The organism is Mesorhizobium sp. URHB0026 (assembly GCF_054059755.1).
Window position 1 is genome coordinate 4,389,745 of sequence record NZ_JBSSCN010000001.1, and the last position, 12,342, is coordinate 4,402,086.

Annotated in this window: 11 protein-coding genes; 7 read left to right on the plus strand and 4 right to left on the minus strand. The window is 63.2% G+C overall.

Features of this window, described 5'->3' with window-relative positions; all coding sequences use genetic code 11:
* Positions 1-295: 295 nt before the first annotated feature.
* From ACVWWD_RS21635 to tpiA, 3 genes are all read right to left on the minus strand, one after another.
* Positions 296-1,426: a L,D-transpeptidase gene (locus ACVWWD_RS21635; RefSeq protein ID WP_457103378.1), complete on the minus strand. Its 1,131-nt coding sequence runs from the start codon at positions 1,424-1,426 to the stop codon at positions 296-298.
* Positions 1,427-1,635: 209 nt separating this feature from the next.
* Positions 1,636-2,112: a preprotein translocase subunit SecG gene (gene secG, locus ACVWWD_RS21640; protein ID WP_023773789.1), complete on the minus strand. Its 477-nt coding sequence runs from the start codon at positions 2,110-2,112 to the stop codon at positions 1,636-1,638.
* A gap of 167 nt (positions 2,113-2,279) precedes the next feature.
* Positions 2,280-3,050, minus strand: a complete 771-nt coding sequence (gene tpiA / locus ACVWWD_RS21645) for a triose-phosphate isomerase (RefSeq protein WP_352547024.1) — start codon at positions 3,048-3,050, stop codon at positions 2,280-2,282.
* Between the two features lie 143 nt (positions 3,051-3,193).
* On the opposite strand from tpiA, the gene ACVWWD_RS21650 reads away from it, so the two are divergent.
* From ACVWWD_RS21650 to ACVWWD_RS21670, 5 genes are all read left to right on the plus strand, one after another.
* A complete protein-coding gene (locus ACVWWD_RS21650) occupies positions 3,194-5,086 on the plus strand; it encodes a SurA N-terminal domain-containing protein (protein ID WP_023773791.1) in 1,893 nt (630 codons plus the stop codon).
* Positions 5,083-6,093, plus strand: coding sequence for an anthranilate phosphoribosyltransferase (gene trpD, locus ACVWWD_RS21655; protein WP_352547027.1), 1,011 nt, complete (start codon positions 5,083-5,085; stop codon positions 6,091-6,093). The genes ACVWWD_RS21650 and trpD overlap by 4 nt, the downstream gene beginning before the upstream one ends.
* Before the next feature lie 3 nt (positions 6,094-6,096).
* On the plus strand, positions 6,097-6,945 hold the full coding sequence (gene trpC / locus ACVWWD_RS21660) for an indole-3-glycerol phosphate synthase TrpC (protein WP_352547028.1): 849 nt from the start codon (positions 6,097-6,099) through the stop codon (positions 6,943-6,945).
* Positions 6,946-7,011: 66 nt separating this feature from the next.
* Positions 7,012-7,494 (plus strand): cyclic pyranopterin monophosphate synthase MoaC, encoded by a 483-nt coding sequence (moaC, locus tag ACVWWD_RS21665; RefSeq protein ID WP_023773794.1) that lies wholly within the window; start codon positions 7,012-7,014, stop codon positions 7,492-7,494.
* The gene (locus ACVWWD_RS21670) at positions 7,494-8,699 is read left to right on the plus strand and encodes a molybdopterin molybdotransferase MoeA (RefSeq protein ID WP_352547030.1); all 1,206 of its coding nucleotides are present in this window, start codon (positions 7,494-7,496) and stop codon (positions 8,697-8,699) included. The genes moaC and ACVWWD_RS21670 overlap by 1 nt, the downstream gene beginning before the upstream one ends.
* Positions 8,700-8,731: 32 nt before the next feature.
* Here the strand turns inward: ACVWWD_RS21670 and ACVWWD_RS21675 are convergent, their stop codons facing one another.
* Complete coding sequence (locus ACVWWD_RS21675) at positions 8,732-9,562, minus strand: alpha/beta hydrolase (RefSeq protein ID WP_352547031.1); 831 nt, start codon at positions 9,560-9,562, stop codon at positions 8,732-8,734.
* 312 nt (positions 9,563-9,874) lie between these two features.
* Between ACVWWD_RS21675 and ACVWWD_RS21680 the strand changes: the two genes are divergently transcribed.
* Both ACVWWD_RS21680 and kynA read left to right on the plus strand, forming a co-directional pair.
* Positions 9,875-11,500, plus strand: coding sequence for an AMP-binding protein (locus ACVWWD_RS21680; protein ID WP_352547032.1), 1,626 nt, complete (start codon positions 9,875-9,877; stop codon positions 11,498-11,500).
* Entirely contained in the window at positions 11,497-12,333 is an 837-nt protein-coding gene (gene kynA / locus ACVWWD_RS21685; RefSeq protein ID WP_352547034.1) for a tryptophan 2,3-dioxygenase, read from the plus strand. The genes ACVWWD_RS21680 and kynA overlap by 4 nt, the downstream gene beginning before the upstream one ends.
* Positions 12,334-12,342: the final 9 nt, after the last annotated feature.

Here is a 12,342-nt window from a genome sequence, read left to right on the forward strand (position 1 = left end):
CTTAACGCGGCCGGATTGATTCCGCCAGAGAAAAAACCGCCGCGAAGGCTTTTTCCCAAAAAGGCGCTCGGACCATGATCCCGAAAAGCGGGATCCGGTTTTCGGACAGGCATCACCGCCAAAGGGTTTTGACCGGGGACCTTAGAGCAATTCCAGGAAAAAGTGCGTAGCGGTTTTCCGTCCGGAATTTGCAGTAAAAACAAAGCAGTTACAGAGATTCCATCAAACATTGAATTGCGCTAAGCAAAACAAAAGGGCCGGCTGAGCCGGCCCTTTCGGCATGATGACGGAAACGTCAGATGATGACGACTTTGGTGCCGACCCGGACGCGGCTGTATAGATCCATGACGTGCTCGTTCATCATGCGGAAGCAGCCATTGGACGCGCTGGTGCCGATCGACTGCGGCGCGATGGTGCCGTGGATACGCAGATGCGTGTCCTTCCTGCCGTCATAGAGATAGATAGCGCGGGCGCCGAGCGGGTTCTGGCCGCCGCCGGCCATGCCGTCCTTGTACTGGCCGTAGTGCTTGGGCTCGCGCTTCTGCATGTCGAGCGTCGGGATCCAGCGCGGCCACTCCTGCTTGTCACCGACCGCGACCGTGCCCTTGAACTGCAGGCCTTCGCGGCCGACCGCGATGGCGTAACGGCGTGCGGTGGTCGACGATTCGACGAGGTAGAGTCGGCGAGCGCTGGTGTCGATGACGATTGTGCCGGCGTCATAGCCGGTGAATTCCACGTCCTGAGGCACGAATTCCGGCTTCACCTTGAACGGCTTCTTGGCGTTCTTCTGGGCAAGTGCCGAGTCGAGCGCGCGTGTCTCGGGCAGATAGCTGATCGATGAGCCAGACGAGGTTCCACCGAACAGACCCGCGAACAGGCCGCCGCTTGACTGCTTCTGGCCGCCGACGACCTCGCTGCGCAGTTCGCCATTGTTGCCCGTCAAAGCGACATTCATCGCCTCGGCTGGGATGGCCTCGGCCGCCGGGATCGGGGTGACAGGTTCGATCGGTTCGATGATCTTGACGGTCTTCTTGGCCGGCTTGGCGTCGGCCAAGTCCGTTGCCGCCGCTTTCTGGCCCTTGCTGACTAGGAACGCCTGCCGATCTGCGTCAGCCCTGGCCTTGGCCGCCTCGCGCATCGCCATTTTCCTGGCATCGAGCGCCTTGGCCTTGGCATCCTCCTTGTCGGCGACGATCTTGGCCTCGATCTTCTTGATCTGGGCGAGATCCTCCGGCGTGGGGCTTTTCTTCTTCTTGAGAAGCTTCAACTGCGTCGCATCGCTTTTGGCTGCGACGGGGATGGCGTCGGTCTTTTCAAGCGACACCGACTGTTGTGCGGCCATGTTTGCCGGCATGGCGGCGGTGGCCGGGGAACTCATGCCGATTGCGGCGCAAAGTCCCAGGAAAATGAAGCTGCGAAGCTGCATGGCGAAGATCCGATCGTTCAATGCTTGTTGCCCACGGCGTCGCCCGACGTCCCCCAAGGACGCCGAAAATGCCGCGTGCAATCTATAGTCGAATAAGCGCGTATGCCTCAAGCGCGAGACCGCGCCGCGGTCCGTCGAATCTTCGTGATTGCGCAGCATTTGCCGCGACTGTGTTCAAACGAACACAGATCGCGGTTTCGAACGTAAGGTTATTGGTTCGGAACCTGAGGCGACGCCGGCGCGGTGTTGGTGGTTCCATTGGCCGCTGGCGGCGTGGTGCCGCCGGCGGGCGCGGTGGCCGGGGCAGTTGCCAGCGGTTTTGTCGCGGCGTCGTTGCCGGACGGCGGCGTCGGCGTGGTGTTGCCGGCGGGTGCCGGCGTGGCCGTACCCGGCAATTGGTTGAGCACGCCCTTGCCGGCGCCATCCGAGGTCGCGGGAACCCGATCGAGAATGTCGATCGGCTTTTCGCCGTAGCGGGCAATGATCGACAAGGTCAGCGACGTCACAAAGAACGCTGCCGCCAGGATCGCCGTCGCCCGGGTCAACGCGTTTGCCGCGCCGCGCGCGGTCATGAAGCCCGATCCGCCACCAATGCCGAGACCGCCGCCTTCGGAGCGCTGCAGCAGCACCACGCCGACAAGGGCGAGCACGACCATGAGATGGATGACGATCAGTACGGTTTGCATAATTTATCCTGGCAAGGCCCTGCCCGGCCGCGGACACGGCCGGTGAATTGGAGGCGGCTCAATACAATGCTTTCACGGCATTTCCAAGCCCGTGGCCGGAATATGGGAAGCAACGCCCCCTTTGCAACGAATTTGGAAGGGATGAGACCCCGCCATCCTGGTGAATCTCAGCCGGCAATGCTGCGATAGGCTTCGGCGATACCCAGGAAATCAGCCGCTTTCAGGCTGGCGCCGCCGACCAGCGCTCCGTCTACATTCCTGACGCCCAGCAGTTCAACGGCGTTGGAGGGCTTGACCGAGCCACCGTAGAGGATGCGCATCCTGGCGGCGGCGGTCCCAAGTTTTTCCGCCAGCTTTTCGCGGATATGCGCATGCGCCTCGGCCACATCGGCCGTGGTTGGCGTAAGGCCGGTGCCGATCGCCCACACCGGCTCATAGGCAATGACGGTGTTGGATGGCGTGGCGCTTGGCGGCACTGAGCCGGCGACCTGGCGCGACAGCACCTCCAGCGTGGCTCCAGCCTCACGCTCCTGCCGCGTCTCGCCGATGCACACGATGGCCACGAGCCCGGCCCGCCAGGCGGCGGTGGCCTTGGCCTGGACGGTCGCATCGTCCTCGCCGCTTTGCTCGCGACATTCGGAATGGCCGACAATGACGTGGCTGGCGCCTGCGTCCTTCAGCATCTCCGCGGAAATAGAGCCGGTATAAGCACCGCTTTCCTTGGGATGACAGTCCTCGCCACCGGCATGGACCGGCGTGCGCGACAAAATCTCCGCGGCATGGGAAAGCAGCGTCGCGGGAACGCAAACCAGCGCTTCGGTCTCGGCGTCGAGCCCGCTCATGAAACCGTTGCCGATCATCCTGAGCTCGTTCAGCGAGGCGCTGGTACCGTTCATTTTCCAGTTGCCGGCGACAATCGGGCGAATTCCTGGCGTCATGGTGTGCTTCTCCGGGCGATATCAAGCTCTGGCCCTCACTACCAAAATCAGGCCACAAAGCAATCGACAGTGGGCCGGAAGGGCGCTATTGCGCTTGTTTCAGACTCGGCGCATGCGAAAATGCGCATAAATCGGAAGTAACCATGCTTGGTGTATTGAGAAGCGCGGCGGGTACCTGGGTCGCGAAGACATTGCTTTCGCTGCTGGTGGTCAGTTTCGCCGCCTGGGGCATCTCCGGACGGCTGATGGGCGGCTTTGCGGGCCACGATTCGGTGATAACGGCCGGCGGCACCAAGGTATCGATCAACGAATACCGCCTCGCTTATGACCGCCAGCTCGCCGTCATGTCGCAGCAGTTTGGTCAACGCCTCACTCATGAACAGGCAAAGGCGCTCGGCATCGACAACCAGGTGCTGGCGCAACTCGTTTCCGGTGCCGTCCTCGACGAGCAGGCACGCAAGCTCGGCCTCGGCCTCTCCAAGGACCGGCTGGCCGAACTCACCCGCGAAGATCCGGCTTTCAAGGGCCCTGGCGGTCAGTTCGACCGAAGGACATTCGACTACATGCTGCACCAAGTCGGCATGCGGCCCGAGGATTATCTGAAGAACCGTGCCCAGGTGGCGGTGCGCCAGCAGATTGTCGAGGCGGTCTCGGACGGCCTCAAGGCGCCGGACACGTTTTTCAAGGCGGTAGCGCTCTATCGAGGTGAAGACCGCACGGTCGACTATTTGACTTTGCCTAGGGCGCTGGTCGAGCCGATCGCGGCGCCGAGCGACAGCGTGCTTCAGGCCTATTTCGAGGCCAACAAGAAAAGCTATGCCGCACCTGAATACCGTAAATTCTCCTATGTCCGCCTGGAACCGGCGGACATCATGGATACGACCGCGGTCACCGACCAGCAGGTCAGTGACGACTACAACAAGAACAAGGCACGCTACACCACGCCCGAAACGCGCACCATCGAGCAGCTTGTGTTCAAGACGCCGGATGCCGCCAAGGCGGCCCTCGATTCGCTCAAGGCCGGCGCTACCTTCGACAAGCTGGTGACCGCCGAGGGCAAGACCCCGGTCGACACGCTGCTTGGCACGCTCGCCAAGGACAAGATCGCCGACAAGGCGGTTGCCGATGCCGCCTTCGCGCTCAACGCCAACGAAGTCAGCCAGGTCGTGCAGGGCGCCTTCGGTCCAGTGCTGCTGCGCGTGACCGAGATCAAGCCCGAGGTGGTAAAGCCGCTCGCCGAAGTGTCCGACCAGATTCGCAAGGACCTGGCGCTGGGTGAGGCAAGCCGCATCCTTCTGGATGTGCACGACAACTATGAAGACACCCGCGCATCGGGTAGTTCGCTGGCCGACGCGGCCGCCAAATTGAAGCTTAAAGACATCACCATCGACGCCATCGACCGCAACGGCCTGAGGCCCGATGGCTCCATAGTCAAGGACCTGCCGGAATCGCCGGCGTTGATCAAGGCCGTCTTCGATGCGGAGCCGAACACCGAAAACGAGGCGCTGACCACGGCGGACAACGGCTTCGTCTTCTATGAAGTCGGTTCGATCACACCGGCCCGCGACCGCACTCTTGATGAGGTGCGCCAGAAGGTTGTCGCCGACTGGACGGCGGCTGAGACCGCCAAGCGGCTCGCCGCCAAGGCGGACGAACTCGAGAAGCGCCTCAAGGCCGGTGCCACGCTCGACGTTATCGCCGGCGAACTCAAGCTGGAGAAGCAGACCAAGCGCGGCTTGAAGCGCGAAGCCGACGACGCCGATTTCGGCAAGGAGGGCGCCGCCGTCATGTTCGGCGTCGGCGAAGGCGGCACCGGATTGATCCCCTCGCCCACCGGCGACGGCCAGATCCTGTTCAAGGTCGCCGAAGTGTTCGAACCGGCCGGCGCCGACGCCAACTCGGTGCCGGACGACGCGCAGAAATCATTCACCTCCGGCATGTCCGACGACCTGCTCGACCAGTTGGTGGCGCAGTTGCAGACGCAGTACGACGTCCGCATCGACCGGGCCGCCGTTGCCCAAGCCTCGACAAGATGAGCGCGCTGAAAACCCATATTGCCAAAGTCGCGACCGGCACCGCCCTGTCCTTCGAGGAAGCCTGCGAGGCCTTCGACATCATCATGTCGGGCGATGCGACCCCAGGCCAGATCGGCGGCTTCCTGATGGCGTTGCGCGTACGCGGCGAGACGGTGAGCGAAATTTCGGGCGCTGTCGCCACAATGCGCGCCAAGATGCTGCGCGTCGATGCTCCTGACGGCGCCATCGACATCGTCGGCACCGGTGGCGACAATTCGCACTCGGTCAACATCTCGACGGCTTCCGCCTTTGTCATTGCCGGCAGCGGCGTGCCGGTCGCCAAGCACGGCAATCGCGGCCTGTCCTCGCTGACCGGCGCGGCCGACGTGCTGATTGCCCTTGGCGTCAGGATCGACATCGCGCCGGAGCTAATCGGCAAGTGCATCCATGAAGCCGGCGTCGGCTTCATGTTCGCGCCAGCGCACCATCCGGCTATGAAGCATGTCGGTCCGGTTCGTGGCGAGCTTGGTACGCGCACCATCTTCAACCTGCTCGGCCCGCTTTCGAACCCGGCTAGCGTCAGGCGGCAGATGGTCGGCGTGTTCATGCCGGAATGGATCATGCCGGTGGCCGAAACGCTGAAGGCGCTCGGCACCGAGCATGCCTGGGTCGCTCACGGCGATGGTTATGACGAGATCACCACCACAGGCGAGACACAGGTAGCCGAACTGATCGGCGGCGAAATCCGCGGCTTCACGCTGACCCCGGAAGAGGTTGGACTGAAGCGTCATACCAAGGATGAGTTGCGTGGCGGTGATGCGGCCTACAATGCCAAGGCCTTGCGCGATATGCTGGGCGGCACCGCCGGCGCTTATCGCGACATGGTGTTGATGAATGCCGGCGCCGGACTGGTGATTGCGGGCAAGGCTACGACGCTCCGTGATGGCATCGCCATCGCCGCACAGGCCATCGACAGCGGCCGGGCGCTGCAGGTGCTCGACCGGCTGGTCGAGATTTCGAACGGGTGAACGGTGTCTGACATTCTGCGCAAGATCGAAGCCTACAAGCGCGACGAGATCGCCGCCGCCAAGGCACGCGTGCCGCTGGCAGAGATCAAGGCGCGCGCGAAGGACGCCGACGCGCCGCGCGGGTTCCTCGCCGCGCTCGAAGCGAAGCGCGGATCGGGCGGTTTCGCACTGATCGCCGAGATCAAGAAAGCAAGCCCGTCCAAAGGGTTGATCCGTGCCGATTTCGATCCGCCCAGCCTGGCCAGGGCCTATGAAAAAGGCGGCGCGGCCTGTCTTTCCGTGCTGACCGATGCGCCCTCCTTTCAGGGCGCACCGGAGTTTCTGACCGAGGCGCGAGCAGCCGTGACGCTGCCCGCCCTGCGCAAGGATTTCCTGTTCGACCCTTACCAGGTCTACGAGGCGCGGGCCTGGGGCGCGGACGCCATTTTGATCATCATGGCCAGCGTCGATGATGCCATGGCCAGCCAACTCGAATCGACCGCTTTCGAGCTCGGCATGGATGCCCTGATCGAGGTCCACGATGAAGCCGAGACGGAGCGAGCGCTGAAACTGTCATCGCAATTGATCGGCATCAACAACCGCAATCTGCGGACATTCGAGACCAGCCTCGATACGTCGGAGCGGTTGCGGGCGATGGTGCCGGGCGGTCATTTGCTGGTCAGCGAAAGCGGCATCTTCTCGCATGACGATTGTCTTAGACTGCAAAGGATGGACATCGGCGCCTTCCTGGTGGGCGAGAGCTTGATGCGCCAACGGAACGTGACCGCTGCAACGCGCTCGCTGCTCACGGGCAAGGCGTCCGATGCATCGGGCCGAAAATCGGAATCGATTTTCGGAGAGCACGATGCATAGAGTCAAAGTGATAGAGCGCACTCTGTGCGTCCGAATGGACGCACGTCGCTCTATCGCGATTTGACGATGACAGGCGCTCTCACCCATCTTGGCGCACAGGGCGAGGCCAATATGGTCGATGTCGGCGGCAAGGACGAGACGACGCGCACCGCGATCGCCGAGGGTTTCGTCTCGATGCAGCCTGAGACGCTGAAGACCATCCTCGCCGGCAATGCCAAAAAAGGCGATGTGCTCGGCACGGCGCGCATAGCCGGCATCATGGCGGCGAAGAAGACGCATGAACTGATCCCGCTCTGCCACCCCCTGCTGCTGACCAAGGTTTCCGTGGACATCGAGCCTGACCATGCTTTGCCTGGCCTGAAGGTCACCGCCCTTGCACGCGTCACCGGCAAGACCGGCGTCGAAATGGAAGCATTGACGGCAGCTTCGGTGGCCTGCCTGACCATTTACGACATGGCGAAGGCGGTGGACCGCGCCATGATCATCTCCGGCATACGGCTGGTCGAAAAGACCGGTGGCAAGTCCGGCGACTACAAGGCAGGTCTTTGATGGCACTGGTTCCGGTCGCCGACGCGCTCGAGCGCCTGCTCGACGACACTATGCCGCTGGCAGGCGAAAGCGTCCCGCTCATCGAGGCGATCGATCGTGTGCTGACTGAACCGGTCATGGCGCTGCGCACCCAGCCGCCCTTCAACGCTTCGGCCATGGACGGCTATGCAGTGCGAGCCGCTGATGTCGCGTCGGTCCCGTCGAAACTCTCGGTGGTCGGCATGGCGCCCGCCGGACGTGGCTTTGACGGCGCGGTCGGCCAGGCACAGGCAGTGCGTATCTTCACCGGCGCACCGTTGCCTGACGGCGCCGACACCATCGTTATCCAGGAAAACGTCCGGGATCTCGGCGGCGGCAACATCGAAGTGATCGAGCCCACCGCCACGTGGCGTAACATTCGCCGCGTCGGCCTCGATTTTTCCAAGGGCGACGTGCTGCTGGAGAAGGGGCGCGTGCTCGACCCGGCGGCACTGTCGCTGACGGCATCGGCCAATCATCCCCGAGTAAGCGTGGTGAAACGGCCGCTGGTCGCCATCATCGCCACCGGTGACGAGCTGTTGCCGCCCGGCAGCGAACTCGGGCCTGACCAGATTATTTCGTCCAACTCCTACGGCGTCGCCGCTGCGGCACAATCGGTCGGTGCCTGTGCGCTCGATCTCGGGATCGCTGCCGACCGCAAGGACGATATCGCCGGCCTGGTCAGGAAAGCAGTCGCGGCGGGCGCCGATGTCATCGTCACGCTGGGCGGCGCCTCGGTCGGCGACCACGACCTGATTCATGACGTGCTGACCGGCGAAGGCATGACGCTCGGCTTCTGGAAGATCGCAATGCGTCCCGGCAAGCCGCTGATGTTCGGGCGCCTCGGCGCTATCAGATGCATCGGCCTGCCCGGCAACCCGGTAGCAAGCCTGGTCTGCTCGCAACTGTTCCTGAAGCCGCTTCTGGCACGGCTGGGCGGTCGCGACCATCGTCAGGACATCCGCCCGGCACGGCTGGGCGCCGCACTGGCGGCCAATGATCTGCGCCAGGATTACGTGCGGGCGGTGGTCAGGGAAGATGACGGCGAACTGGTGGCGACGCCGTTCGGCATCCAGGATTCCTCGATGCTGAGAATGCTGGCCGACGCCAACGGACTGGTCGTGCGCGCGCCTTTTGCCCCTGCGTCCGCCGCGGGCGACGCTTGCAGGGTTCTGATGTTACGCTGAAGAATTGCATCATAACCAGCCGATAACTGGACCTATTCCGAGATCAATGTTTGCGTCAACGCATGCGCCGGATCGGCAAGGCCATCGACAACGTCGTAATGATGCCGGTCGGGCTCGACCACGGTACTGGTGGTGGCGCCAAGTCCGGTCCAGATGTTGGCCAGCAACGCATTCTGGCGCAGGAACTCGGAACGCTCTCCACCGCCGGCCCAGCAGGTGATGCGGACACCATCGATTGGCCGCAGCAGTGCCGGGCTTTCCGTCAACGCCTCATGCTCATCGATTTTCAGCACGGCGTTCATGCCGGTGCGCATCAGCGGGCGCAAATCGTGCAAGCCGGATATCGAAACGACGTGGCGTATGCGCCGCACGACATCGGTGGCGAGCGGTGTGGTTGTGGTCACCATGCGGCTGGCGAGATGTCCACCGGCCGAATGTCCGGTCAACATCAGCGGTCCCCCGACCATTGTCGCCGCTTTGCCGATCGCCGCCCCGATTTCGCTGACAATGCCGGCAATGCGGATGTCCGGGCAGAGCGTGTAGGAAGGCGCAGCCACGGCAAAGCCGTTGCCGACCGCGCCCTTGGCGAGATGCGACCAGCCGCTTTTATCGGACTCCAGCCAGTAGCCGCCATGGATGAACACGACGAGCCCCCTGGGCGTGGCCTCCGGCAGGAAAATGTCGAACCGGTTGCGCGGCCGATCGCCATAAGCGATGTCGAACCGTGCCCGGCCCTCCCCCGACAGTGCGTCACGGAACGCTTGCGCCGGTCCTGACCAGGCGGCCGGCCAACGGTCGCTGCCGGCAATATTCGGGCCGTTGGCGTAGGCATTGTCCCAATCGGCAATGCGATGGTCGAGCATCCGCACCCTCCCCGAAACAGCGTCGTCTCCGCGCTAGCAATGGCCGCCACCATGTCGTGCGTCAAGGCTTTGGGGAGAAACATTTTAGGCTTGAAACAAATTTCGACTGGTGCGATCCTGCCTGCAGAAGAACCGACAGAATGGGAGGTCCGCCGTGCTTTCCGAACCTGCCGATGGTCACCTTTCCGGTGACATGTCGACAAGAGTGTAGCCGGCCGCACGAAGCCTTCCGCGAGAGACAGGAATTCAGATCCACCGCCTCCCGCCACGTGCCTTGCACGCTGGCCGGCGGCAGACAGGGACAGCGGCGACATGCTTGGGCCTTCAGCGCATACCGACACGTTCACGCGCGATAATCTGCCGCCGCCCGAGCAATGGCCTTACTTCCTGCTCGACGGCTTCGACTATCCAGAACACCTCAATGCCGGTGTCGAATTGACCGACAGGCTGGTCGAGAAGGGCCTCGGTGACCACACCGCGCTGATCGGCAACGGCCGCCGCCGCACCTACAAGGAACTGTCCGACTGGACGAACCGGCTCGCCCATGCGCTGGTCGAGAACTACGGCGTCAGGCCGGGCAACCGGGTGCTGATCCGCTCCGCCAACAACCCGGCAATGGTCGCCTGCTGGCTGGCCGCCACCAAGGTCGGTGCTGTCGTGGTCAACACCATGCCGATGTTGCGCGCCGGAGAACTCACCAAGATCGTCGACAAGGCCGAGATCACGACCGCGCTCTGCGACACAAGGCTGATGGACGAGATGACCGCCTGCGCCAAGGACAGCGCATTCCTGAAGCAGGTGATCGGCTTCGACGGCACGGCCAACCATGACGCCGAGCTCGACCGCGCCGCCCTTGACAAGCCGGTTACCTTCACCGCCGTCAGCACCGGCCGCGACGATGTAGCCCTGCTCGGCTTCACTTCGGGGACGACCGGCGTGCCGAAGGCGACGATGCATTTCCACCGCGACCTGCTGATCATCGCCGATGCCTACGCCCGTGAAGTCCTGCAGGTGACGCCCGACGACATCTTCGTCGGCTCGCCGCCGCTCGCCTTCACCTTCGGCCTTGGCGGGCTTGCCATTTTCCCCCTGCGCTTCGGCGCGGCGGCAACACTGCTGGAACAGGCGACGCCGCCCAACATGGTCCATATCATCGAGACCTACAAAGCGACCATTTCGTTCACCGCGCCGACCGCCTACCGGGCCATGCTGAAGGCCATGGACGAAGGCGCCGATCTGTCATCGTTGCGCGTTGCCGTCTCGGCCGGCGAGACCTTGCCGGCTCCGGTCTTCGAAGAGTGGACGCGAAAGACCGGCAAGCCTATCCTTGACGGCATCGGTGCCACCGAAATGCTGCACATCTTTATCTCCAACCGCTTTGACGACAGGAAGCCCGCTTCGACCGGCAAGCCGGTGGGCGGTTACGAGGCGCGCATCGTCGACGAGGAGATGCGCGAGGTGCCGCGTGGCGAGACCGGACGGCTGGCGGTGCGCGGGCCGACCGGCTGCCGCTACATGGCCGATGACAGGCAGAAGGACTATGTGCGCGACGGCTGGAACCTCACCGGCGATACCTTCACGCAGGATGAGGACGGCTTCTTCCACTTCGCCGCACGTTCCGACGACATGATCGTCAGCGCCGGCTACAACATCGCCGGACCCGAGGTCGAGGCGGCGCTGCTGTCGCATCCCGATGTCGCCGAATGCGCGGTCATCGGTGCCGAGGACGGCGAGCGAGGCCAGATCGTCGAGGCGCATGTCGTGCTGGTGCAAGGTGTCCCGCCAGACGCAATGACCGTCAAGCGCCTGCAGGACCACGTCAAGGCAGCCATCGCGCCCTACAAATATCCCCGATCGGTCAAATTCATCGCCGCTCTGCCGAAGACCCAGACCGGCAAGATCCAGCGCTTCCGGCTGCGCACGGAGAAGATCAAGTGAGCGAGCCTTACGATCCGGCCTCTGAAGGCGCAGAGATGTCGTTCAAGGAGCGCATGTCCTACAGCGACTATCTGCACCTGGAGAAAGTGCTGGAGGCCCAGACGCCGATGTCCTCGGCGCATGACGAAATGCTGTTCATCATCCAGCACCAGACATCGGAATTGTGGATGAAACTCGCTTTGCACGAGATTGGCGCGGCGATCCGCTCGATCCGTGCCGACCGCCTCGAACCGAGCTTTAAGATGCTGTCGCGTGTCGCCCGCATTTTCGAGCAGTTGAACAATGCCTGGGACGTGCTGCGCACGATGACGCCCAGCGAATACACCGAGTTTCGCGACTCGCTCGGCCAGTCCTCGGGTTTCCAGTCCTGGCAGTATCGCGCCATCGAGTTCATGGCCGGTAACCGCAACCTCGCCATGCTCGGGCCGCACAAGCACCGGCCGGACCTCAGCCAGAAGCTGGAGGCGATCCTGGCGGAGCCGTCGCTCTACGATGAAGCGCTGCTGCTTCTGGCGCGCAATGGCTTCGACATCGGGCCGGACGCAAAGCGCACGGATTGGCGCGAGACGCGGACCGAGAACGAAGAAGTCCTGGTCGCCTGGCAGACGGTGTACCGCGATCCGCAGCGCTACTGGATGTTTTATGAACTGGCAGAGAAGCTGGTCGACTTCGAGGACTATTTCCGCCGCTGGCGGTTCAACCACGTCACGACCGTCGAGCGCATCATCGGCCTGAAGCGCGGTACCGGCGGCACGTCGGGAGCCTCCTATCTCAAGAAGATGCTCGAGGTCGTCCTGTTTCCGGAACTGTGGACGGTTCGCACCCAGCTTTGAACTCTCGTT

What these genes read in the sequence shown, in the direction of transcription:
- ACVWWD_RS21635 (WP_457103378.1), bottom strand. Translation starts at nt 1,426, where the DNA reads ATGCAGCTTCGCAGCTTCATTTTCCTGGGACTTTGCGCCGCAATCGGC.
- moaC (WP_023773794.1), top strand. Translation starts at nt 7,012, where the DNA reads ATGACAGGCGCTCTCACCCATCTTGGCGCACAGGGCGAGGCCAATATG.
- trpD (WP_352547027.1), top strand. Translation starts at nt 5,083, where the DNA reads ATGAGCGCGCTGAAAACCCATATTGCCAAAGTCGCGACCGGCACCGCC.
- ACVWWD_RS21650 (WP_023773791.1), top strand. Translation starts at nt 3,194, where the DNA reads ATGCTTGGTGTATTGAGAAGCGCGGCGGGTACCTGGGTCGCGAAGACA.
- ACVWWD_RS21670 (WP_352547030.1), top strand. Translation starts at nt 7,494, where the DNA reads ATGGCACTGGTTCCGGTCGCCGACGCGCTCGAGCGCCTGCTCGACGAC.
- secG (WP_023773789.1), bottom strand. Translation starts at nt 2,112, where the DNA reads ATGCAAACCGTACTGATCGTCATCCATCTCATGGTCGTGCTCGCCCTT.
- tpiA (WP_352547024.1), bottom strand. Translation starts at nt 3,050, where the DNA reads ATGACGCCAGGAATTCGCCCGATTGTCGCCGGCAACTGGAAAATGAAC.
- ACVWWD_RS21675 (WP_352547031.1), bottom strand. Translation starts at nt 9,562, where the DNA reads ATGCTCGACCATCGCATTGCCGATTGGGACAATGCCTACGCCAACGGC.
- ACVWWD_RS21680 (WP_352547032.1), top strand. Translation starts at nt 9,875, where the DNA reads ATGCTTGGGCCTTCAGCGCATACCGACACGTTCACGCGCGATAATCTG.